This is a genomic window from Neobacillus drentensis (assembly GCF_021560175.1).
GTDB lineage: Bacteria > Bacillota > Bacilli > Bacillales > Cytobacillaceae > Neobacillus > Neobacillus drentensis_A.
Genome location: NZ_CP091110.1, coordinates 4,003,334 through 4,026,093, shown reverse-complemented (window position 1 = coordinate 4,026,093; position 22,760 = coordinate 4,003,334). Strand labels below are relative to the sequence as shown.

General features: G+C 42.5%; 16 protein-coding genes, 14 tRNA genes and 3 rRNA genes. 31 read left to right on the top strand and 2 right to left on the bottom strand.

Annotated elements, in window-relative coordinates; all coding sequences use genetic code 11:
• Positions 1-7: 7 nt before the first annotated feature.
• The 3 genes from L1999_RS18835 (at position 8) to mug (ending at position 2,598) form a co-directional block, all read left to right on the top strand.
• Positions 8-1,333 carry a Na+/H+ antiporter NhaC family protein gene (locus L1999_RS18835; RefSeq protein ID WP_235739952.1) on the top strand — a complete coding sequence of 442 codons (1,326 nt, stop codon included), beginning with the start codon at positions 8-10 and terminating at the stop codon, positions 1,331-1,333.
• Between the two features lie 122 nt (positions 1,334-1,455).
• Positions 1,456-2,037 carry a YitT family protein gene (locus L1999_RS18830; protein WP_235739951.1) on the top strand — a complete coding sequence of 194 codons (582 nt, stop codon included), beginning with the start codon at positions 1,456-1,458 and terminating at the stop codon, positions 2,035-2,037.
• Between the two features lie 57 nt (positions 2,038-2,094).
• Complete coding sequence (mug, locus tag L1999_RS18825) at positions 2,095-2,598, top strand: G/U mismatch-specific DNA glycosylase (protein WP_235739950.1); 504 nt, start codon at positions 2,095-2,097, stop codon at positions 2,596-2,598.
• Positions 2,599-2,638: 40 nt separating this feature from the next.
• On the opposite strand, the gene L1999_RS18820 is transcribed toward mug, so the two are convergent.
• The gene (locus L1999_RS18820) at positions 2,639-4,501 is read right to left on the bottom strand and encodes a terpene cyclase/mutase family protein (RefSeq protein ID WP_235739949.1); all 1,863 of its coding nucleotides are present in this window, start codon (positions 4,499-4,501) and stop codon (positions 2,639-2,641) included.
• Between the two features lie 97 nt (positions 4,502-4,598).
• On the opposite strand from L1999_RS18820, the gene L1999_RS18815 reads away from it, so the two are divergent.
• From L1999_RS18815 to L1999_RS18790, 6 genes are all read left to right on the top strand, one after another.
• Positions 4,599-5,705 (top strand): DUF2515 domain-containing protein, encoded by a 1,107-nt coding sequence (locus L1999_RS18815; RefSeq protein ID WP_235744396.1) that lies wholly within the window; start codon positions 4,599-4,601, stop codon positions 5,703-5,705.
• Complete coding sequence (locus L1999_RS18810) at positions 5,638-6,084, top strand: CBO0543 family protein (RefSeq protein ID WP_235739948.1); 447 nt, start codon at positions 5,638-5,640, stop codon at positions 6,082-6,084. Before L1999_RS18815 ends, L1999_RS18810 begins: the two co-directional genes overlap by 68 nt.
• A 314-nt stretch (positions 6,085-6,398) precedes the next feature.
• Positions 6,399-6,839, top strand: coding sequence for a peptidylprolyl isomerase (locus tag L1999_RS18805; RefSeq protein WP_235739947.1), 441 nt, complete (start codon positions 6,399-6,401; stop codon positions 6,837-6,839).
• A 257-nt stretch (positions 6,840-7,096) separates the two neighbouring features.
• A complete protein-coding gene (locus L1999_RS18800) occupies positions 7,097-7,882 on the top strand; it encodes a divergent polysaccharide deacetylase family protein (protein ID WP_235739946.1) in 786 nt (261 codons plus the stop codon).
• 158 nt (positions 7,883-8,040) lie between these two features.
• On the top strand, positions 8,041-8,793 hold the full coding sequence (locus L1999_RS18795) for an exodeoxyribonuclease III (protein WP_235739945.1): 753 nt from the start codon (positions 8,041-8,043) through the stop codon (positions 8,791-8,793).
• A gap of 110 nt (positions 8,794-8,903) precedes the next feature.
• Positions 8,904-9,674, top strand: a complete 771-nt coding sequence (locus L1999_RS18790) for a class I SAM-dependent methyltransferase (RefSeq protein ID WP_235744395.1) — start codon at positions 8,904-8,906, stop codon at positions 9,672-9,674.
• Between the two features lie 58 nt (positions 9,675-9,732).
• Here the strand turns inward: L1999_RS18790 and L1999_RS29660 are convergent, their stop codons facing one another.
• The gene (locus L1999_RS29660) at positions 9,733-9,861 is read right to left on the bottom strand and encodes a hypothetical protein (RefSeq protein ID WP_275677070.1); all 129 of its coding nucleotides are present in this window, start codon (positions 9,859-9,861) and stop codon (positions 9,733-9,735) included.
• Between the two features lie 397 nt (positions 9,862-10,258).
• Between L1999_RS29660 and L1999_RS18785 the strand changes: the two genes are divergently transcribed.
• The 22 genes from L1999_RS18785 (at position 10,259) to L1999_RS18680 (ending at position 22,497) form a co-directional block, all read left to right on the top strand.
• Positions 10,259-11,809, top strand: a 16S ribosomal RNA gene (locus L1999_RS18785).
• Positions 11,810-12,000: 191 nt separating this feature from the next.
• Positions 12,001-14,938: ribosomal RNA gene (locus tag L1999_RS18780) — 23S ribosomal RNA — on the top strand.
• Positions 14,939-15,146: 208 nt separating this feature from the next.
• Positions 15,147-15,262, top strand: a 5S ribosomal RNA gene (gene rrf / locus L1999_RS18775).
• Together the 16S, 23S and 5S rRNA genes with 14 tRNA genes alongside form the textbook arrangement of a ribosomal RNA operon.
• 7 nt (positions 15,263-15,269) lie before the next feature.
• Positions 15,270-15,345: transfer RNA gene (locus L1999_RS18770), tRNA-Val, on the top strand.
• A 173-nt stretch (positions 15,346-15,518) separates the two neighbouring features.
• A tRNA-Thr gene (locus tag L1999_RS18765) sits at positions 15,519-15,591 on the top strand.
• Positions 15,592-15,618: 27 nt separating this feature from the next.
• A tRNA-Leu gene (locus tag L1999_RS18760) sits at positions 15,619-15,703 on the top strand.
• 36 nt (positions 15,704-15,739) lie between these two features.
• Positions 15,740-15,814 (top strand) — tRNA-Gly (locus L1999_RS18755).
• A 5-nt stretch (positions 15,815-15,819) separates the two neighbouring features.
• A tRNA-Leu gene (locus L1999_RS18750) sits at positions 15,820-15,908 on the top strand.
• Between the two features lie 34 nt (positions 15,909-15,942).
• Positions 15,943-16,019: transfer RNA gene (locus tag L1999_RS18745), tRNA-Pro, on the top strand.
• A 20-nt stretch (positions 16,020-16,039) separates the two neighbouring features.
• Positions 16,040-16,115: transfer RNA gene (locus L1999_RS18740), tRNA-Ala, on the top strand.
• A gap of 24 nt (positions 16,116-16,139) precedes the next feature.
• A tRNA-Met gene (locus L1999_RS18735) sits at positions 16,140-16,216 on the top strand.
• Between the two features lie 23 nt (positions 16,217-16,239).
• Positions 16,240-16,332: transfer RNA gene (locus L1999_RS18730), tRNA-Ser, on the top strand.
• A gap of 14 nt (positions 16,333-16,346) precedes the next feature.
• Positions 16,347-16,431: transfer RNA gene (locus L1999_RS18725), tRNA-Tyr, on the top strand.
• A gap of 4 nt (positions 16,432-16,435) precedes the next feature.
• A tRNA-Trp gene (locus L1999_RS18720) sits at positions 16,436-16,509 on the top strand.
• 26 nt (positions 16,510-16,535) lie between these two features.
• Positions 16,536-16,620, top strand: a tRNA-Leu gene (locus L1999_RS18715).
• An 18-nt stretch (positions 16,621-16,638) separates the two neighbouring features.
• A tRNA-Gly gene (locus L1999_RS18710) sits at positions 16,639-16,712 on the top strand.
• 5 nt (positions 16,713-16,717) lie between these two features.
• Positions 16,718-16,791: transfer RNA gene (locus L1999_RS18705), tRNA-Ile, on the top strand.
• Positions 16,792-16,919: 128 nt separating this feature from the next.
• A complete protein-coding gene (gene mutM / locus L1999_RS18700) occupies positions 16,920-17,729 on the top strand; it encodes a bifunctional DNA-formamidopyrimidine glycosylase/DNA-(apurinic or apyrimidinic site) lyase (RefSeq protein ID WP_235739944.1) in 810 nt (269 codons plus the stop codon).
• Between the two features lie 199 nt (positions 17,730-17,928).
• Positions 17,929-18,585 (top strand): transcriptional regulator CcpN, encoded by a 657-nt coding sequence (locus L1999_RS18695; RefSeq protein ID WP_275677715.1) that lies wholly within the window; start codon positions 17,929-17,931, stop codon positions 18,583-18,585.
• Between the two features lie 19 nt (positions 18,586-18,604).
• On the top strand, positions 18,605-19,420 hold the full coding sequence (locus L1999_RS18690) for a pyruvate, water dikinase regulatory protein (RefSeq protein WP_235739942.1): 816 nt from the start codon (positions 18,605-18,607) through the stop codon (positions 19,418-19,420).
• A gap of 2 nt (positions 19,421-19,422) precedes the next feature.
• Positions 19,423-22,092, top strand: a complete 2,670-nt coding sequence (gene ppdK / locus L1999_RS18685; protein WP_235739941.1) for a pyruvate, phosphate dikinase — start codon at positions 19,423-19,425, stop codon at positions 22,090-22,092.
• A gap of 213 nt (positions 22,093-22,305) precedes the next feature.
• Positions 22,306-22,497: a YbxH family protein gene (locus tag L1999_RS18680; RefSeq protein WP_235739940.1), complete on the top strand. Its 192-nt coding sequence runs from the start codon at positions 22,306-22,308 to the stop codon at positions 22,495-22,497.
• Positions 22,498-22,760: the final 263 nt, after the last annotated feature.

Below are 22,760 nucleotides of genomic sequence, written 5' to 3'. Positions count from 1 at the left end.
GTTTTTTATGATGGTAAAGTTTTCTTTTAAGCATGTCCTGTTTCTACTACTCATTACCATAGTTGGTGTGATCTGGTCTGTTATCGATCACCAGCCGCTGGTTATAGGTTTTCTTCCAGGATATCTGGTTTTATTTTTTCTTTCATTAAAAAGTAAATTTCCAATTAGAAAATCAATAAAAATTAGTTTGCTAGGTGTTCATAAAACAAGAATTGTAATCATTATTTTATTGTTAGTCAGCTTTTTGCTCCCTTCCTGGTACTTATCGGGAACGATTGAGCAAATGGTTCAGATGGCACTGGATCTTTTCCATCCACACCACTTTTTTATTTTATCATTTGTTATTAGCATGATCTTCTCCATGCTGATTGGTACAACGATCGGGACATTAAGTGCAATTGGGGTTCCGATTTTAGGGACCGCGGCAGTACTTCATCTCCCTATTCCCATTGTAGCCGGAGCATTAGTTTCCGGGGCTTTTGTGGGAGACCGGACATCACCGTTTTCCAGCGCGCATCAATTACTGTCCCACACGGTCGAGGTACCTGTTAAAAGGCAGTGGAAAGCAATGTTTATTACTACCATTACCGCAATTCTTGTTTGTCTATGCTTTTATGGTGTTGTGGATATAAGTTTTTCCAGCAGAGCATCCTTGCCAAGCAGTCATTTGGACTGGAATAAGCTGTCTTTGGCAAAGTTTATTCCTCCTATTATTCTAATTGTGTTTGTTCTTTTTAGGTTGAGTATCATTTATGCATTTTTATCTAGTATTCTATCAGCAGCTGTTATTTCTTTTGTCAACGGAGCCTCATTAACCAAATTAGCTGGTGCTCTTTGGAATGGTATTGATGGTCTAGGCGGCGGTTTTATCCATATGTATCAATTACTGCTCTTTTTAGCTCTGGCTGGTGCCTATAATGGTCTTTTGGAAGAGATGAATGTTATTCAGCCCTATTTGGACAAATGGCTGGAATCGTCGCACAATTTGCTTATTGATACCTTAAAAACGATTTCGGCAACCCTAATCATAACTCTCATCGCTGCTAATCAGACACTTCCGATTATTTTAACAGGGAGATCGTTTCTCCCGCATTGGTCTCATTATTATGGAAAGGAAGAGTTAGCAAGGGTGATGGGAGATTCGACCATGCTATTTCCTGGTATTGTTCCATGGAGCGTGCTTACGATCATGTGCAGCACCATTGTAGGTATTCCATTGCTTGAGTATTTGCCATATGCATTATTTTTATGGGTATTACCGCTCGCTACGATAGTGATATCGTTTGGAAGGGAATGGCGCAAATCCGAAAAACATCATACTGCATCAGCTTAAAAACAGAGGCTATCTTGGCTCTGTTTTTTCTTTTTCGAATCGAATCACTAAATATCTTTTGAATGAAGTCCGTTTTTTTATCATATAAGTGGTAATAAAGTATTTGGACAAGGGATGATGGGATGCTGAGGAAATTAGCGGTGATTGGATTTGGAAGCACGATGATCAGTGTGGGAATCAATATGTTTATTCTGCCATTCCATCTAATAAATGGTGGAATATTTGGCATCAGCTTGTTGTTAAATTATGTTTGGGGATTTAAAGTTGGGGTTATGTTTATCCTGCTGAATATTCCTATTTATCTATTTGCTTTAAAAAAAGACCCTATATATTTCTATAATGGGCTGTTTGGGGCGATTTTTTCAGGTTGTTTAATAGAATTATTACTACCGTTAAATGGAATGATTACTCTGCCAATTATCAGCAGTGTTATCATCGGTTCGATCATGATTGGAGTAGGTGTAGGAGTGATGCTGCGAAATCATATCAGTCCAGGCGGCATGGATTTACTCGCACTTTTACTCGCAAAATGGACAAGGGTGAATGTCGGGGTTATCATGGTTGCCCTCGATGCCGTGATTATTTTAACAGGACTTTTTCTCTTGCAGGATGTGAGGCTTTTATATTCATTATTAATCATCTCCATTATTGGAATGCTAGCAACGATTATTACATCCTACAGTCGGATTAAGCACGTAAACTGAAAACAAACTAAAAATGGGTATAATAGAGTAAACAGACAATGCGCGAGGAGGAGACCGGTGAAATTAGTAGATGATCATTTAGCAGAGAATTTAAAGATTTTATTTGTAGGTTTTAATCCAAGTATTCGCTCGAGTGAATGTGGCCATCATTACGCAAACCCAAACAACCGGTTTTGGAAGATTTTATTTGAAGCAGGGTTAACACCTAGAAAATATGAGCCAGAAGAGGATGCGCAGCTATTGGATTCTGGTTATGGTTTTACCAATATTGTAGAGCGGCCAACCAAGGCAGCTGATGAGATTACAAGAGAAGAATATCAAAAGGGAAAAGAGATTTTAAAACAAAAAATTGTACGATATCGGCCGAAGGTGGTTTGTTTTGTTGGTAAGGGTGTCTATCAGGAATACAGTGGACGAAAGTCTGCTCCATGGGGAAAACAAACGGAGCCGGTTGTCCCGGGAGTTATTGATTTTGTGGCTCCGTCGTCGAGCGGTTTAGTCAGAATGAAAATGGCTGAAATTGTAGACATCTACCGGCTGCTTCTGCTTGAAATAAAATAAAACATCGACGGATGTGGATACCGTCGATGCGATGTAGAGGTTATTCGAATTTTTTATGATAATGCGCTAAAACAGCAAGTGGAAAGACGTATCGGTAGCTGTGATAATGAACATAAAACGCACCTGCCATTCCTTGCCCTTTGGGGTACTGTGTCGTCCAGTCCACTTTTTCTAGTGAATGAAGTAAATAAGTCATTCCTTTTTTGATTTCGGCTGTCGGTTTATCTGCCACGGAAATCAGCGCATCAAGGGCCCAGGATGTATGCGTTAACGTGCTTGCGGGTAACGAGATATACATTTTTTTACTGTCACTGTGACATGACTCTCCCCAGCCCCCGTCATTATTCTGTTTATCAAGGATCCATTTAACCGCTTTTTCTATTGAAGCGTTACGTGCAGAAATACCAACTGCCATAAGGCCTGTAATCGCAGCCCAAGTACCATAGAGATAGCAAATTCCCCATCTTCCGTACCAAGAACCATCTCTTTCCTGATTCCTCAATAGCCAATGAATTCCTTTTTTTATGGCCGTATGATCCTGTGATAAATTAGTGTAATGACCCAAAAATTCAAGAGTTCTCCCGGTTAAATCAGCACTTGACGGATCAGCAAGGATAAATTCTGCTTTTTCAATTGGCAGAAATTGCAGCATCTTTGAATCTATATTTTTCTCGAATGCCGCCCAGCCTCCATCATCATTTTGCATAGACAATAACCAGGTGATGCCACGACCCCAAGCCTGCATTTCAGGCGGGATGACTCGAGAAATGGAGCGAAGGGAAGCGGTTGTATCATCGACATCCGGGTTAATCGTATTGATATCAGAAAAGCCCCACCCGCCTGGCAAAGTCTTAGGATTATGAATCACCCAATCTCCAAATTTACGATGCTGCCGTTCAAGTAAATACTGATTAGCTTGTTTTACCATGGGATCCTCGGGTAAAACTCCTGCTGCTTGTAAACAAAAGCTAATTAATGAGGTATTCCACAAATTTGCAGTGGTATATTGCATATGGGGGAAGCCGTCTATTTCACACTTCATCGAGGTGATACCCTTAATTGCTTTGGTTAGTACGGGATCTGTTTTTTTATAACCCAATGATAACAATGCGAAAATCATTAAAAAAGTCGAGCTGTAATAGCTGTAAAACGTACCATCGGGTTCAAGATGATCAAACATATACTTTTTAGCCCGTTCAATTGCAAGTTGGTGAAGCTGTTTTGGTAACCCAAGTAAACTTTCTACTCCGTCCTTAATATAGGAAAACAACGAGCGATAGTGATCTGAACGGTCCCAATGATTTTCTGCCTCTCTATTTAAATATAGCTCAGAAAGGTCAGGACTCTTGTCTGTTTTAATCGTGAACTGGTTATCTGCCAAAATCATGATGGGGGTTAAATTAGCCCTGCCAAACACGGAAAACGAATAAAAATTAATTGGAAAATGTAACGGCAGGAGAATTAGTTCAATTGGGAGCGGAGAATAGGAAGGCCACGTGTATTGACCGGTTAACGCAAGCATAACTTTAGTAAACATACCTACTTGTTCTAATCCTCCGTTAGCAAGAATGAAACGTTTTGCCGCCACTAAGCGTTTGTCATTTTTTGAATAGTGTCCTGAATACAACAAACTATAATAAGCTTCCACGGTTGCCGTTAAATTTCCAGATCCCTCATCATAAAAGAGCTTCCAGGCCCCATTTTCCTCCTGTTTGCTGATGATTCTTTTTGCAAGCCCTTGAATTAATTCTTCATCATGTAATTCCAATGTCCGTAATAAAATGATCATATAGGCATCCGTAGATATGCCTGTTTCAAATGGATAGTCCCAAGAGCCGTTGGGAGATTGATCTTTTCGCAGCATTTCAATAATCCAATCCATGCCTTTTTTTGTATCAGTCATCGAACCTCACATTCCTCTCCCAAAATTTCACATCTATCTATACATATTCTCATCATTACTGGAGAATTCGTAAGGGAGGGAATGGACTATTTTTTTTATTAGAAATCGAGAGAGATCTCCGCTTGAAATCATAACGGAAGAATTAAAGAAAAAAAGTAAAACGCCGGTGCCTTTTTCTTCAATCACCAAGTATAAAGTAAGTCTTCTAGAAAAAATAAAGCAAAAAACGAAAGAAATGAATTTGAATAATGTCACCAGGACAAAAGCTTACCTTGATCTTTATGTTCGTTATCCAGATATTCACTGGGCTTTTCTAGGTCATATGGTTTCGCGGAATGGCGGCTGGAATATGACAGATTTAAAAGGGGAATTTCTGAATCGATTAATGGCGAGAAAAGATCGTCAATTATTCTTTCAATTTTTAGAGCGGGGTAATTGGCTGATTTTTCAAGACGTTTATCCGCAGTTTTTGCTCTATGAGGAAAGCCTAAGAAAAAAGAAGCCCCTGTTTCACTTATTTGCTCACTTAAAAATCTCCACTTTTATGGAAACGATTTGGAATCAGTATTGGCAAACTAATGATACGTATATCCTAACAATGGCTCTTGTAATTAATGAACAAAATTACCTTGAAAAAAGAGTCGTTCAAAATCAGCAGTACCAAAAAGATGTCTTGAACAAATTTGAATTTTTGCTTCAAGATTGGTTATCGTTTAATCATATTCTGTTTCCATATGGGAATAAGAAGTTGGCGGGATTAACTGTGCATCAATTTGAGTCATTACATGAGAGGATTTTACTTGGAAAGCAATTGTATCAGCTTCTTTTTAAAAATAAAGTGATTCACCAAATGTCAGTAGAATGGGCAAAAAGCCATCCCCATACCGGCTCTAGGAAGGATTATTGGCCAGATATTTTTAATAGTGTAAATGAAGGTACGCCGGGAATTCCATACCAGCTTCACTTAGAGTCCTGCCAGTTAAGGCCAGGGTCAAAAAGAATTTATAGCCCAATGCTTGAGAATGCCTGGAAAAATGAAACCCATAAAGAAGCAGAACAAGGGGATTGGTTTTCAGATTGGCGTATTGTGGATTACCTAATGGAAGATGATGAATTTATTGACGGGGAGATTAAGGATGAATATTGCAAAACACTCGAACGACTCGAACTTGCAGCTCTTGCCAAAAAAGCGATTACCTTCTAAATATGAACTTGGCAGTATGGTCCTCGCCTCTTTGCTAGGGACATATTTAGATTTATATTTTGTTGGAAATCACTTTTATCAATTTCCTTTAAGACCATTCGCAGAAATTTTTTCAATTAATATTGCGTTTACGTTATTGGTACTGCCGCTCATGACATTAATACTTTTACGAAGTATTGCCCAGTTAACGAACTGGGGGAAAGCAGGGGTTATCTTATTTGTGAGCTTGCTAATGCCTATTCTTGAAAAATTATCGGAATTATTAGGTTTGTTTACTCACTCAGTTGATTGGAAACACCTATACACATTTCTTGGTTATTTGTTGTTTCTTACGATTGTTTGGTTATTTCATGAGTGGATGGGAAAAAGAACTCGATAAAAATACAAAAAGCCGAGACCGCAGTCTCGGCTTTCGTGATGCCGTCATTGCGGCACCTACCCCCTCCGTCCGTACAGTGGTTAAGTGTCCCGCAACAAGCGAATGTTCGGAGGGGGTACTCTTATTATACCACAGATATATTGAAAATATTAGTGGTTCAAATTTTTTTAAGTAATATGATGAATTTGTTTAGAAATTAGATGCATTATTTGTCATATTCAAGAGTTCTTAGTTTTTTGAATAGCTCGTGCTTTTTTTATCTTTTTAAAAATGTTATTATAAAAGCTGATTTTACCTAAAAGGAGATGTTTTCTTTGGCTAAAAAAGGATACATAGTAATGGAAAATGGAGAAAAGATGGAGCTTGAATTTTATCCTAATGAAGCTCCGAACACAGTAGCTAACTTTGAAAAATTGGCTAATGAAGGCTTTTATGATGGAGTTATCTTTCACAGAGTAATCCCAGGCTTTGTAAGTCAAGGGGGAGATCCTACAGGAACAGGTATGGGTGGAAGTGGTACTACTATCAAATGTGAGACTCAAGGTAATCCTCATAAGCATGTAGCAGGTTCTTTATCCATGGCTCATGCAGGAAGAGATACAGGCTCATCTCAGTTTTTTATTGTCCATGAGCCCCAGCCTCATTTAAATGGAGTTCATACTGTTTTTGGTCAGGTTACATCAGGTCTTGAGACTGCTCTTAAAATGAAGAATGGTGACAAAATGACAGAAGTTAGAGTGTTTGATGAGGAATAATTAAATAGGTAGTGCTAGGGTAGGGCTGATGCTCTACTCTTTTTTTTACGATTCCACAGGCAGAACACATCAATTTTAATGAGGCCCGTTTTTTGTGTGTGATTTCAAGTCAGTTTGATTGATTATTTCTATAATTATATAGAATATATGTTCGGTGTGAAAGGTTTGGCAAAGGAGAAGAAAATAGTCATTAACAAGTAGTAAAGGGAAATACAAACGGGCACATTAACTTTAAAGCAATCAATTGGAGGGGTTATATGAAAAAGTTAATGCTGGTGTTTATCCCTTTCTTGTTATTTCCTTTTCACATAAATGCGGCAGAAAATAAAAAGCAAGAAAAAGAACTGAAGGCAGCGATTATTATTGATGATTTTGGCGGGGGTACCGGTGGAGTACGTGATTTCTTAGAAGGTGACATACCCATTACAGCTGCCGTGATGCCGTTTACTGAAAATTCTAAGGCGCATGCAGAGTGGGCACATAAAAACGGCTTAGAGGTTATGGTTCATTTGCCAATGGAACCTAAGCGAGGAAAGAGATCATGGTTAGGTCCTAAACCAATTACTGTTGACCTTTCGAAAGAAGAAGTAAGAAAACGTGTAGAGGAAGCCATAAAAAGTGTCCCATATGCGGTAGGTCTGAATAATCATATGGGTTCGCGAGCAGTTGAAAACGAAGAAATTGTTCGGATAATTGTAGAAGTAGCTAAGGAAAAGAACTTATTTATAATCGACAGCGGGACAAGTCCAGGCACAAAATTTCCTGAGATTGCAAAGGAACTTGGGGTTTCACTTTTAAAACGAGATGTATTTCTCGATGATATTTCCTCATCTTCCTATGTTCGAAAACAAATGGTCAGGTTGGCAAAGGTAACAGAAGTAAAAGGCAAAGGAATTGCCATTGGACATGTAGGTGTTACAGGAAAAGTTTGTTCAATAGGGATCTTTCAAGCTATCGATGAATTTAAAAAGCGGAATATAAAAATAGTACCCGTGTCAGAACTATTTGCGGGTGAACTGACAAAAAAACAATTTGTACCATGAAAAAGGCAGCGAGAGCTGTCTTTTTTTATTGATGGAAAACAATGGTCATTCAGAATTCTTTTCCTATACGTGCTAAACTGGTAAAATGGCACCTGACTTATTAAATAAACAAATCATTGGTTAACACATAGAATCATTAGGGAGAGGGAATAGGTAAAATGAAGTTAGTATCTTGGAATGTGAATGGCCTTAGAGCTTGCGTGAAAAAAGGATTTTTAGATTATTTTCAAGAAGTAGATGCGGATATTTTCTGCGTTCAGGAAACGAAACTGCAAGAAGGTCAAATCAGTCTGGAATTAGAGGGATATTATCAATATTGGAATTACGCAATCAAAAAGGGTTATTCCGGTACAGCCGTATTTACAAAGGTAAAACCGCTGTCGGTTAAATATGGAGTAGGAGAAGAAGAGGGGGAAGAGGAGGGGCGAATTCTCACACTGGAATTTGACGATTTTTTCTTGGTCAATGTTTATGTTCCAAATTCACAGAGAGATCTAGCTAGAATTGGGTACCGCTTAGAATGGGAAGATCGGATCCTTCAGCACTTGAAGGATTTAGATAAAATAAAACCAGTTGTATTATGCGGTGATTTAAATGTCGCCCATAAGGAAATTGATCTTCGCAATCCAAAATCCAATATTGGAAACTCGGGCTTTACGGATGAAGAACGAGGGAAAATGACAACCTTGCTTGGCTCTGGTTTTATAGACAGCTTCCGTTATTTCTATCCACAACAGGAAGGAGCCTATACATGGTGGTCTTATATGAACAAGGTCCGTGAAAGAAATATTGGCTGGCGTATAGACTACTTTATCGTGTCAGATTCCATGAAAGAGTGTCTTATAAATGCTGAAATCCATTGCAATGTTATGGGGAGTGATCATTGTCCGGTCGTGCTTGAACTTAAATAAAGCCCATTTCAATAAGAATTTCTTATAACAATGTATTGAAAAACTGTAATTTTCTTCATCGAGATGCTGCCTTATAGTTAGTATATAAGGAATTTCTCGGAGGGATAATGATGGATCTCAAAAAGGATGTACAGCAGCAATTTGGAAAAAGTGCGGATTCATACGTGAACAGTCCGAATCATAAAGATGGAAAGGATTTGCAAAAAATATTAGCGATGGCTGAAGTTACTGGGAAAGAAGAACTTCTAGATGTTGCCACAGGTGGAGGCCATACGGCAAACGCGTTTGCTCCGCTTGTAAAGAAGGTAACCGCAGTTGATTTAACTCAGGAGATGTTATTGGCTGCGGAGAAATTTGTAAAAGGAAATGGGAATCAAAATGTAGAGTTAGTAAAAGGGGATGCGGAAGATTTACCTTTTTCGAACAATTCTTTTGATGTTGTCACTTGCAGGATTGCTCCGCATCACTTTCCCAACATTAATCAGTTTACTAAGGAAGTATCCCGTGTCCTTAAGCAAAGTGGGCAATTTTTATTGGACGATAATGTTGTTCCGGAAGATGACGAATACGACCAATTTTATAATAAAATAGAAAAATGGCGGGATTACAGTCATTTTAGGGCATGGAAGAAGAGTGAGTGGATTCGTATGCTTGAGTTTGCTGGTTTCGAAATTGTTGAATGGCATCGTTTTGAAAAAATCTTTTATTTTGATTCCTGGTGTAATCGAATGAACTTACCAATCGAAGAAAAGAAAAATTTGACCCAGTTTATGATAAATGCTTCTGATAGGATCAAGGATAAATTTAAAATTACGATTAAAGAGAGTCAAATAATATCTTTTCAAGGAGAGGCCATCCTTTTAAAAGCAATTAAAAAATAAGAAAAGACCCCTTTGCAAAAAGAGATATTCTCTAAGTGCGAAGGGTTTTTTTGATAAATCAGATACCATTTAGGGCTGTTCCTATTTCGTCAAATTCTGGTACCCTTTCCTCCGGGTTTAAATCTTCTCTTTGTTCCTGTTCAATGGGTTGACTGTTTTCATCTTTTTTATAGGTATTAATTTTCATTATTCAACACTCCCTTACAAATATTTACTATTATATTTTAACCACTGATGGGCTATTTAAAACTAATTCATTATCTAGGTTGTAGTATTCTAGTTTTGAATTAGATAAGGAGTTTTATTTTCTATAAAAATTTTAAAAAGATAGTTGACTATTATGTATGAAGATAGTATTATTATCAATGTCGCTTCGACGGAATGAGTTGAGAGTTCAGTAATGAACAACATTTCATTAAAAGTTGACAAGTCTTAAACAATATGTTAAAATAACATATGTCGCTAAATGATAGATTAGTAGATGATGATTGTTCTTTGAAAACTAAACAAACAAAAACGTCAACAAACAATACTATTCATTTCTTACGAAATGAAGCCAACGTAACAAAATGAGCTAATCAACTTTCATGGAGAGTTTGATCCTGGCTCAGGACGAACGCTGGCGGCGTGCCTAATACATGCAAGTCGAGCGAATCAACAGGAGCTTGCTCCTGTTGATTAGCGGCGGACGGGTGAGTAACACGTGGGCAACCTGCCTGTAAGACTGGGATAACACCGGGAAACCGGTGCTAATACCGGATAATCCTTTTCCTCTCATGAGGAAAAGCTGAAAGTCGGTTTCGGCTGACACTTACAGATGGGCCCGCGGCGCATTAGCTAGTTGGTGAGGTAACGGCTCACCAAGGCGACGATGCGTAGCCGACCTGAGAGGGTGATCGGCCACACTGGGACTGAGACACGGCCCAGACTCCTACGGGAGGCAGCAGTAGGGAATCTTCCACAATGGACGAAAGTCTGATGGAGCAACGCCGCGTGAGCGATGAAGGCCTTCGGGTCGTAAAGCTCTGTTGTTAGGGAAGAACAAGTACCGGAGTAACTGCCGGTACCTTGACGGTACCTAACCAGAAAGCCACGGCTAACTACGTGCCAGCAGCCGCGGTAATACGTAGGTGGCAAGCGTTGTCCGGAATTATTGGGCGTAAAGCGCGCGCAGGCGGTCCTTTAAGTCTGATGTGAAAGCCCACGGCTCAACCGTGGAGGGTCATTGGAAACTGGGGGACTTGAGTGCAGAAGAGGAAAGCGGAATTCCACGTGTAGCGGTGAAATGCGTAGAGATGTGGAGGAACACCAGTGGCGAAGGCGGCTTTCTGGTCTGTAACTGACGCTGAGGCGCGAAAGCGTGGGGAGCAAACAGGATTAGATACCCTGGTAGTCCACGCCGTAAACGATGAGTGCTAAGTGTTAGGGGGTTTCCGCCCCTTAGTGCTGCAGCTAACGCATTAAGCACTCCGCCTGGGGAGTACGGCCGCAAGGCTGAAACTCAAAGGAATTGACGGGGGCCCGCACAAGCGGTGGAGCATGTGGTTTAATTCGAAGCAACGCGAAGAACCTTACCAGGTCTTGACATCCTCTGACACTCCTAGAGATAGGAATTTCCCCTTCGGGGGACAGAGTGACAGGTGGTGCATGGTTGTCGTCAGCTCGTGTCGTGAGATGTTGGGTTAAGTCCCGCAACGAGCGCAACCCTTGTTCTTAGTTGCCAGCATTCAGTTGGGCACTCTAAGGAGACTGCCGGTGACAAACCGGAGGAAGGTGGGGATGACGTCAAATCATCATGCCCCTTATGACCTGGGCTACACACGTGCTACAATGGATGGTACAAAGGGCAGCAAAGCCGCGAGGCCTAGCCAATCCCATAAAACCATTCTCAGTTCGGATTGTAGGCTGCAACTCGCCTACATGAAGCCGGAATCGCTAGTAATCGCGGATCAGCATGCCGCGGTGAATACGTTCCCGGGCCTTGTACACACCGCCCGTCACACCACGAGAGTTTGTAACACCCGAAGTCGGTGGGGTAACCTTTTTGGAGCCAGCCGCCTAAGGTGGGACAGATGATTGGGGTGAAGTCGTAACAAGGTAGCCGTATCGGAAGGTGCGGCTGGATCACCTCCTTTCTAAGGATAATGCAGTCATTATGGACTGATAAGAAGTTGACCACTTTTTGTTTGTTTAGTTTTGAGAGTACAATCTCTCAAGAAATTTCGTTCTTTGAAAACTAGATAATCGTATAGAAGAAACCAAGTAAAAACCGAGTAAAATCGCCATTTTAGTTTTTCTCTCTATTAATATAGAGTAAAACCTTTTAGGTTAAGTTAGAAAGGGCGCACGGTGAATGCCTTGGCACTAGGAGCCGATGAAGGACGGGACTAACACCGATATGCTTCGGGGAGCTGTAAGTAAGCTTTGATCCGGAGATTTCCGAATGGGGAAACCCACTGTTCGTAATGGAACAGTATCTTTACCTGAATACATAGGGTATTGATGGCAGACCCGGGGAACTGAAACATCTAAGTACCCGGAGGAAGAGAAAGCAAACGCGATTCCCTAAGTAGCGGCGAGCGAAACGGGATTAGCCCAAACCAAGAGGCTTGCCTCTTGGGGTTGTAGGACACTCAACATGGAGTTACAAAGGAACGGGGTAGATGAAGCGGTCTGGAAAGACCCGTCATAGAAGGTAAAAGCCCTGTAGTTGAAACTTCGTTCCCTCCTGAGTGGATCCTGAGTACGGCCGGACACGTGAAATCCGGTCGGAAGCAGGGAGGACCATCTCCCAAGGCTAAATACTCCCTAGTGACCGATAGTGAACCAGTACCGTGAGGGAAAGGTGAAAAGCACCCCGGAAGGGGAGTGAAATAGTTCCTGAAACCGTGTGCCTACAAGTAGTTAGAGCCCGTTAATGGGTGATAGCGTGCCTTTTGTAGAATGAACCGGCGAGTTACGATTACATGCAAGGTTAAGTTGAAGAGACGGAGCCGCAGCGAAAGCGAGTCTGAATAGGGCGAATGAGTATGTGGTCGTAGACCCGAAACCAGGTGATCTACCCATGTCCAGGGTGAAGTCCAGGTAACACTGGATGGAGGCCCGAACCCACGCACGTTGAAAAGTGCGGGGATGAGGTGTGGGTAGCGGAGAAATTCCAATCGAACTTGGAGATAGCTGGTTCTCTCCGAAATAGCTTTAGGGCTAGCCTCACGTAGTAAGAGTCTTGGAGGTAGAGCACTGTTTGGACTAGGGGCCCTCATCGGGTTACCGAATTCAGACAAACTCCGAATGCCAAAGACTTATCCGTGGGAGTCAGACTGCGAGTGATAAGATCCGTAGTCAAAAGGGAAACAGCCCAGACCACCAGCTAAGGTCCCAAAGTATACGTTAAGTGGAAAAGGATGTGGAGTTGCTTAGACAACCAGGATGTTGGCTTAGAAGCAGCCACCATTTAAAGAGTGCGTAATAGCTCACTGGTCGAGTGACTCTGCGCCGAAAATGTACCGGGGCTAAACGTATCACCGAAGCTGTGGATTGACATCTTCGATGTCAGTGGTAGGAGAGCGTTCTAAGGGCGTTGAAGCTAGACCGTAAGGACTGGTGGAGCGCTTAGAAGTGAGAATGCCGGTATGAGTAGCGAAAGATGAGTGAGAATCTCATCCACCGAATGCCTAAGGTTTCCTGAGGAAGGCTCGTCCGCTCAGGGTTAGTCGGGACCTAAGCCGAGGCCGAAAGGCGTAGGCGATGGACAACAGGTTGATATTCCTGTACCACCAAAGAATCGTTTGAGTGATGGGGGGACGCAGGAGGATAGGGTAAGCGCGCTGTTGGATATGCGCGTCTAAGCAGTTAGGCTGAGAAGCAGGAAAATCCGTTTCTCGTGAAGGCTGAGCTGTGATAGCGAGGGAAATTTATTACCGAAGTTCCTGATTCCACACTGCCAAGAAAAGCCTCTAGCGAGATTACAGGTGCCCGTACCGCAAACCGACACAGGTAGGCGAGGAGAGAATCCTAAGGTGAGCGAGAGAACTCTCGTTAAGGAACTCGGCAAAATGACCCCGTAACTTCGGGAGAAGGGGTGCTCTTTGGGGTTCATAGCCTCGAAGAGCCGCAGTGAATAGGCCCAGGCGACTGTTTAGCAAAAACACAGGTCTCTGCGAAGCCGCAAGGCGAAGTATAGGGGCTGACGCCTGCCCGGTGCTGGAAGGTTAAGAGGAGGGGTTAGCCTTAAAAGCGAAGCTCTGAATCGAAGCCCCAGTAAACGGCGGCCGTAACTATAACGGTCCTAAGGTAGCGAAATTCCTTGTCGGGTAAGTTCCGACCCGCACGAAAGGCGTAACGATCTGGGCACTGTCTCAACGAGAGACTCGGTGAAATTATAGTACCTGTGAAGATGCAGGTTACCCGCGACAGGACGGAAAGACCCCGTGGAGCTTTACTGTAGCCTGATATTGAATTTTGGTACAGCTTGTACAGGATAGGTAGGAGCCTGAGAAGCCGGAGCGCCAGCTTCGGTGGAGGCGTCGGTGGGATACTACCCTGGCTGTATTGAAATTCTAACCCGCACCCCTGATCGGGGTGGGAGACAGTGTCAGGTGGGCAGTTTGACTGGGGCGGTCGCCTCCTAAAGAGTAACGGAGGCGCCCAAAGGTTCCCTCAGAATGGTTGGAAATCATTCGTAGAGTGTAAAGGCACAAGGGAGCTTGACTGCGAGACCTACAAGTCGAGCAGGGACGAAAGTCGGGCTTAGTGATCCGGTGGTTCCGCATGGAAGGGCCATCGCTCAACGGATAAAAGCTACCCCGGGGATAACAGGCTTATCTCCCCCAAGAGTCCACATCGACGGGGAGGTTTGGCACCTCGATGTCGGCTCATCGCATCCTGGGGCTGTAGTCGGTCCCAAGGGTTGGGCTGTTCGCCCATTAAAGCGGTACGCGAGCTGGGTTCAGAACGTCGTGAGACAGTTCGGTCCCTATCCGTCGTGGGCGCAGGAAATTTGAGAGGAGCTGTCCTTAGTACGAGAGGACCGGGATGGACGCACCGCTGGTGTACCAGTTGTCTTGCCAAAGGCATCGCTGGGTAGCTATGTGCGGACGGGATAAGTGCTGAAAGCATCTAAGCATGAAGCCCCCCTCAAGATGAGATTTCCCATAGCGTCAAGCTAGTAAGATCCCTGAAAGATGATCAGGTTGATAGGTCAGAGGTGGAAGCGTGGCGACATGTGGAGCTGACTGATACTAATCGATCGAGGACTTAACCAAAACGAAAAGCGGAGGCGACTGTTCAACTTCGACAGGCGTTGGAGAGCCGGCACTGCAAATCCTGGTTTTGGATTTGTGGGGACGGATCGAAACGACCGAGAAGTTAGGAGCCGCAGCTGGACAAGTTTTAAAGCGATATAACTCGTTTTTATAAAGTTTCTTCTACATTATCTAGTTTTGAGAGAATGAACTTCTTTCAATTAAATAGTCTGGCAATAATGGCGAGAAGGTCACACCCGTTTCCATGCCGAACACGGAAGTTAAGCTTCTCAGCGCCGATGGTAGTTGGGACTTTGTCCCTGTGAGAGTAGGACGTTGCCAGGCTTTATATGGAGGATTAGCTCAGCTGGGAGAGCATCTGCCTTACAAGCAGAGGGTCGGCGGTTCGATCCCGTCATCCTCCACCATAATTTTTCCTTACCTTACGCCGGGGTAGCTCAATTGGTAGAGCACGACCGAATAAGCTTCCTGAATAAACTTCAGCATACTGACCGAGCTGCTGCTTGAATAATCCTTCTGAGGTCAGGATGACGGTAACAAAGACAGCGTGTTTCAAATTAATATATTCCTTATACTGTATGCCGGGGTAGCTCAATTGGTAGAGCAACTGACTTGTAATCAGTAGGTTGGGGGTTCAAGTCCTCTCGCCGGCACCTTTTCTATTAGTTTATTTTAATTATGCGGGTGTGGCGGAATTGGCAGACGCACCAGACTTAGGATCTGGCGCCGCAAGGCGTGGGGGTTCGACTCCCTTCACCCGCACCAATGTTTTTTAAAAACATAAAAGTTATTTATCATATTGCGGAAGTAGTTCAGTGGTAGAACACCACCTTGCCAAGGTGGGGGTCGCGGGTTCGAATCCCGTCTTCCGCTCCATAAATGCCGGGGTGGCGGAACTGGCAGACGCACAGGACTTAAAATCCTGCGGTAGGTGACTACCGTACCGGTTCGATTCCGGTCCTCGGCACCATATTAATTTTATGATGGATATTGCTTTAAAGTTTCGGGAAGTAGCTCAGCTTGGTAGAGCACTTGGTTTGGGACCAAGGGGTCGCAGGTTCGAATCCTGTCTTCCCGACCATGAATCTTCTTAAGAAAAATGGGGTCTTAGCTCAGCTGGGAGAGCGCCTGCTTTGCACGCAGGAGGTCAGGGGTTCGATCCCCCTAGACTCCACCAATTTTTTAAAAAAAATGATAATATGGCGGTGTAGCTCAGCTGGCTAGAGCGTACGGTTCATACCCGTAAGGTCGGGGGTTCGATCCCCTCCGCCGCTACCATAATTATAAATATGGTTTTTAATGGAGGAATACCCAAGTCCGGCTGAAGGGATCGGTCTTGAAAACCGACAGGCGGGTTAAACCGCGCGGGGGTTCGAATCCCTCTTCCTCCGCCATTTTTATATTTTTTGGAGGGGTAGCGAAGTGGCTAAACGCGGCGGACTGTAAATCCGCTCCCTCAGGGTTCGGCGGTTCGAATCCGTCCCCCTCCACCATTTTAGGGGCATAGTTTAAAGGTAGAACTAAGGTCTCCAAAACCTTCAGTGTGGGTTCGATTCCTACTGCCCCTGCCAGATATTTTCTTTGATTATTAACACATGCCGATGTGGCGGAATTGGCAGACGCGCACGACTCAAAATCGTGTTCCGTGAGGAGTGTCGGTTCGACCCCGACCATCGGTACCATCTAGTATTTATACTTGTGCGGGTGTAGTTTACTGGTAAAACCTCAGCCTTCCAAGCTGATGTAGTGGGTTCGATTCCCATCACCCGCTCCAATAACGGGCCTATAGCTCAGCTGGTTAGAGCGCACGCCTGATAAGCGTGAGGTCGATGGTTCGAGTCCATTTAGGCCCATTAAAATATGAATGAATCATACCGAGCAGAGTGCTGTTCGGTTTTTTTGTGTCTATATAGAAATAAAGTTCATTTTCTGCTGAGTAATGGGAACGATAGTAGAAAATGAAATAAGGGAGGAATCTAACATGCCCGAGCTCCCGGAAATGGAAAACTATAAAAACCTGTTAAAAGGCAAAATTGTAAATCAGCTCATAACAGATGTTCAAATAAACCGTGAGAAATCCATCAATACCAACCCTGATCTCTTCAAAAAAACGGTTCAGCAACAAAGAATCATTGATATCAAACGTCGAGGAAAACATCTTCTTTTCCAGCTGCAAAATGAGCAAACGCTATTATTACACTTAATGTTGGGGGGATGGATGTTTTTCGGTACAGAATCAGAAAAACCAAAACGAACGATTCAGGTTCGACTATCATTTGGACAAAACCATCTTTATTTTATCGGTCTCCGGTTAGGATACTTACACCTATATAATCAAACTCAAACAGAGGAAAAGCTATCGGACTTGGGTCCAGAGCCATTAGATTCAGAATTTACCAAAAATGAATTTTCAAAAAGATTAGGTACTAAACATGGCCGGTTAAAAACCACTTTGCTTGATCAATCATTTATTGCCGGCATCGGCAATTGCTACTCTGCGGAGATATGCTTTGAGGCTCGGATCAAACCGACCAAGGATATTGATGACATGAATGATGGTGATCGAAACAAACTCTTCGATTCAATGAAAAATGTTCTTCAAGATGGAATCAAGCACGGCGGGTATATGGATAATCCACTCTTTAAGGGGGACACATTAACTGGTGGGTTCAATAACCAATGCCAGGTTTATGACCGCGAAGGACAACCATGCAATCGGTGTGGAACAACTATAGTTATTGAGGTTATCTCCTCTAGAAAAACTTTCTTTTGTCCGAGTTGTCAGAATTAAAGATACCTAGTAGGGTTATAACAGCCATACTCTAATAAAAGACACTAACGATGTTTTAAGATCGCTGGTGTCTTTTTTATGTTGCTTTATCAAGTTTTTTGCAAATAACTATTTCACTTTATATTTAAATGTTATATACTAAATGAAAATAAGTATAGCACATTTAAAGCGATTACACATATTATAACATGATAATAGAATAAAGGGGGTGGTAAAGATAAAACTTTCAAAGCGTCAGGGCGAGATTCTTGAGATTGTAAAACAAAACGGGCCAATCACAGGAAAAGAGATTGCTGAAAAGTTGTCATTATCGAGGGCAGCGTTAAGACCTGACCTAGCCATCTTAACCATGTCAGGAAATATCGATGCAAGACCGCGTGTTGGTTATTTTTATAATGACAAATTTAGGGTTAAGCGCCAAGCCGAACGATTCCTGCATCAAAGTGTCAATAATTATAAAGCCCACCCTATTGTCGTTGGGAAATCAGCCTCCGTTTACGATGCCATCGTCCAATTATTTTTAGAGGATGTAGGTACACTTTACGCGGTAGATTCCGAAGGGCTTCTAGCTGGGGTGATTTCTAGAAAGGATTTGCTCAGAGCATCACTTGGTAACCAAAATCTCTCAGAGTTACCAGTCAGCGTTATTATGACAAGAATGCCAAATATTATTACCATAAATCCGGATGAAACCTTACTTGAGGCAGCTAAAAAAATGATCCAAAATCACATTGATTCGCTTCCAGTTGTGCGGAAATCTGACGAACAGACGAATACATATTTGCTGGTGGGGCGTATTACAAAAACAACCATTACAAGGGCCTATTTAGAAGTGATGGATGAAAAAATAGACTAAGGGAGGAGTGGCTGTCATTTTGGCACAAAAAGAAGTAGTCTATGTGGTTTCCGACTCAGTAGGGGAAACGGCTGGATTTGTTGTAAAGGCAGTGGCTACACAATTTAACGGGGGACAGGTAGACATTCGTCGTAATTCTTATGTGGAAGATTTTGAAGATATTGAAGACGTCATATTATTAGCCGTAAAATCGAACTCGATTATTGCTTATACGATTGTCATACCAGCTTTAAAAGGGTATTTAGATCGTCGTGCTGCCGAAGAAGGAATTATGGCAGTGGACCTGCTAAGTCCATTGATGAATGCATTCGAAACCAAATTTAATAAAGAACCGCATCACCGTCCAGGATTAATGAGGAAGCTTGATGAGGAATACTTTCGGAAAATAGAAGCGATTGAGTTTGCCGTAAAGTATGATGATGGCCGTGACCCAAGGGGGCTACTAAAGGCCGATATTGTTCTAATAGGGGTATCACGTACTTCGAAAACACCACTATCGATGTACTTGGCGCATAAGCGTTTTAAGGTGGCCAATGTGCCTCTCGTCCCGGAAGTGCAGCCGCCTGATGAGTTATTTCAAATTCCGAGAAAGAATTGCATTGGACTTATTATTTCACCCGATAAGCTAAACGAAATCCGCAAAGAACGGCTAAAAGCGTTGGGATTAGCCTCAAGGGCTAACTACGCTAGTTTTGATAGAATTTTAAAAGAATTGGATCATGCAGAAAAAATCATGAAGCGGGTAGGATGTCCGATCATTGATGTATCCAACAAAGCTGTGGAAGAAACTTCAGGGTTAATACTAGACGTATTAAAAAAAGAGAGGAGCTTTTAGAGATGGAGAAATTTGTTTACTTATTTCAAGAGGGACAAGGTAATATGAGAGACTTACTTGGGGGGAAAGGGGCAAATCTTGCGGAAATGACTAGAATTGGTCTTCCAGTGCCATTTGGTTTTACGATAACAACCCAGGCCTGTAATGCTTACTATGAAGCTAGTAAAACCATTCCAACAGAAGTGGAAAAACAAACACTGGAAGCACTTAGCCGCTTAGAAGAAAAAATGGGTAAAAAATTGGGCGACCCCAATAACCCATTGCTAGTTTCAGTACGGTCTGGATCCGTTTTTTCAATGCCAGGGATGATGGATACGATCTTAAACCTTGGGATGAACGATGAAACAGTAGCAGGTTTAGCAGCATTAACAAATAATCCTCGGTTTGCTTATGATTCCTACCGCCGCTTTATTCAGATGTTTAGTAATGTTGTGCTAGAAATTGATACATTTTACTTCGAGCAATTCTTAGAAGAAACACGTGAACAGAAAGGATACAATACAGATCCAGAAATGTCAGCTGAAGATTGGCAGGAAGTGATTAGTGGCTATAAAGACATTGTCAAAAAGCGTACGAGAACAAATTTTCCTCAAGACCCAAAACAACAGCTTTTTCTAGCGATTAACGCTGTCTTTAATTCTTGGAACAATCAGCGCGCCATCGTCTACCGCCGCTTGAATAAAATCCCAGATCACCTTGGAACAGCGGTTAATATTCAAAGTATGGTGTTTGGCAATATGGGCAATGATTCAGGGACTGGAGTTGCTTTTACACGAAATCCTTCAACAGGCGAACATGTTTTATACGGTGAATACTTAATAAACGCCCAAGGAGAGGATGTGGTAGCGGGTATTCGGACACCACAGCCAATTATTACATTAAAGGACGAAATGCCTGGGGTATATAAGCAATTTACAGATACATGTAAAATTCTTGAACAGCATTATCAAGAAATGCAGGACATTGAATTTACCGTTGAACGTGGCAAGCTCTTCATTCTGCAAACCCGGAATGGGAAACGAACGGCACAAGCAGCGATTCGAATTGCCGTAGAGATGGTTCAAGAAGGAATTATTGATAAAAAGACGGCCCTACTGCGTGTAGACCCTGATCAGTTGAACCAACTGCTCCACCGCCGGATTGATGACAAATTCCAAAAAAATATTTTAGCTAAAGGATTGCCAGCATCACCGGGTGCTGCAACAGGTCAGGTAGTTTTTGATGCTGATGAAGCGGAAAGTTTAGGGAATGATGGGAAAAGAGTCATCCTCGTTAGGCCGGAAACAACTCCCGATGATATTCATGGCATTGTTGCCGCGCAAGCGATTTTAACAAGCCGTGGAGGAATGACCAGCCATGCAGCTGTTGTTGCACGGGGGATGGGAAAAGCTTGTATTTGTGGATGTGAGCCGTTAAAAATCGATGTAAGAGCAAAACAATTTACTGTTGGTGAAACAGTGGTAAATTATGGTGATATAATAACCATTGATGGTTCCACCGGAGAAATTATGCTTGGGGAAATTCCCATGATTGACCCGGAACTTTCTGATGAATTTCAACTTCTTTTAGCTTGGGCTGACCAAGAGCGGAAAATGGGTGTACGTGCGAATGCAGATACTCCGGAAGATGCGAAGAAATCTTTTGAATTTGGCGCTGGCGGCATTGGATTATGCCGAACGGAGCATATGTTCATGGATTTGAAGCGGATTCCAATTGTCCAAAAAATGATTTTGGCTGATAATTACGCTGAAAGAATGGAAGCCCTAAGCGAACTGCTGCCCATGCAGCAAGGCGATTTTGAAGGGATTTTTGAAGCTATGCAAGGCTTCCCGGTTACCATTCGTTTACTGGATCCGCCGCTCCATGAGTTTTTACCAGATAAAGAGGAACTGTTAGTAGAAGTGACTAAGCTTCAAATTACGGATCCACGATCAGCTGAATTAAAGAAGAAAGAGCAATTGCTTAAAAAGGTTCGTCAATTAGATGAATTTAACCCAATGCTGGGACACCGCGGCTGCAGATTAGGGATGATTTATCCAGAAATTTATGACATGCAGGCAAAAGCGATCTTTTATGCTGCTGCACAACTTGCTGAAAAAGGCTTGGAAGTTCAGCCTGAAATCATGATCCCATTAGTCGGTCATGTCAACGAGTTGAAACAAATGCGCCAATTAGTGATGGAAGCAGCAGAACTAGTCCAGCAAGAAACCGGGAAGAATTTCCATTACACAATCGGTACGATGATAGAAATTCCTCGTGCCGCCTTAACGGCAGACCAAATTGCCGAGGAAGCTGATTTCTTTTCTTTTGGAACCAACGATTTAACGCAGACCACATTTGGTTATAGCCGGGATGATGCAGAAGGCAAATTCCTGCAGGCGTACATTGAAAATAAAGTACTGCCAGAAAATCCATTTGCTGTACTTGACCAAGATGGGGTTGGCAAATTAGTTGAAACAGGTGTGAAGCTTGGCCGTGCGACAAAGCCGTCGTTAAAAACAGGGATTTGCGGCGAACATGGAGGAGAGAAAAGTTCGATTGACTTCTGTTTCAAAATCGGTCTAGACTATGTCAGCTGCTCGCCATACCGTGTACCGCTTGCCCGCTTAGCTGCAGCACAGGCAACTATTCGCTATGAATTAAACAAAGAAGAGGTATATACAACTGCCTAAATAAACATGGGAAAAGGATGTGAGTATCCTTTTCCTTTTTTTGTTTGGAAAAATAAAATGAGCCAATAATACAAAAAAATGAGCTAGAGTCGGTAAAAAATCGACAATAAAACGAATGAAAAGAGCCAATCGCAAAACGGAACTTTTTCTAAACATGATAATCTCCACATTTTCCGATTATACTATAATAAAAAATGAAAAAGGGGTCTATTAATGGGGGCAATTGAACGAGGCGGATACCGCTTTGTACCAGAGTATAGTATCATCCAACAAAATGGGGCTATTCATGTGTATAATCACGAGAGTTTTATTGAGGAAATTCAATTTAAGTTTACGGGAAAATATCCTGAACTGGACAAAATTGAGGAATTAGTTGATGATTACTGTAATAAACATAATATTTAAAGAACACTTGTTCGATATTTTGATTAATGCTATAATAAACATGCAATAGCATGTTTTTCTCAAGGGTGGACGGCACATCTCCTAACAGAAAGGGGGTGATGCTTTTTGACAGTTTTTCAGGCATTGATGTTTAGCTTATCGTTTGCTAGTCTCATTGTCACGGTTCTGTCCTTCCACAAAAAAAAATAATCCACCCTTGAGCCGGCAAGCAGAAGCGGTGGATTATGGTCCGTAACGCCGATCCCCGGAAAAAGGGAAGCAGC

Excerpts from the sequence above, each read along its gene's own strand:
- L1999_RS18835 (WP_235739952.1), top strand. The coding sequence starts at position 8 with ATGATGGTAAAGTTTTCTTTTAAGCATGTCCTGTTTCTACTACTCATT.
- L1999_RS18830 (WP_235739951.1), top strand. The coding sequence starts at position 1,456 with ATGCTGAGGAAATTAGCGGTGATTGGATTTGGAAGCACGATGATCAGT.
- L1999_RS18820 (WP_235739949.1), bottom strand. The coding sequence starts at position 4,501 with ATGACTGATACAAAAAAAGGCATGGATTGGATTATTGAAATGCTGCGA.
- L1999_RS18810 (WP_235739948.1), top strand. The coding sequence starts at position 5,638 with ATGAATATTGCAAAACACTCGAACGACTCGAACTTGCAGCTCTTGCCA.
- L1999_RS18800 (WP_235739946.1), top strand. The coding sequence starts at position 7,097 with ATGAAAAAGTTAATGCTGGTGTTTATCCCTTTCTTGTTATTTCCTTTT.
- L1999_RS18795 (WP_235739945.1), top strand. The coding sequence starts at position 8,041 with ATGAAGTTAGTATCTTGGAATGTGAATGGCCTTAGAGCTTGCGTGAAA.
- L1999_RS18790 (WP_235744395.1), top strand. The coding sequence starts at position 8,904 with ATGGATCTCAAAAAGGATGTACAGCAGCAATTTGGAAAAAGTGCGGAT.
- L1999_RS29660 (WP_275677070.1), bottom strand. The coding sequence starts at position 9,861 with ATGAAAATTAATACCTATAAAAAAGATGAAAACAGTCAACCCATTGAA.
- mutM (WP_235739944.1), top strand. The coding sequence starts at position 16,920 with ATGCCCGAGCTCCCGGAAATGGAAAACTATAAAAACCTGTTAAAAGGC.
- ppdK (WP_235739941.1), top strand. The coding sequence starts at position 19,423 with ATGGAGAAATTTGTTTACTTATTTCAAGAGGGACAAGGTAATATGAGA.
- L1999_RS18680 (WP_235739940.1), top strand. The coding sequence starts at position 22,306 with ATGGGGGCAATTGAACGAGGCGGATACCGCTTTGTACCAGAGTATAGT.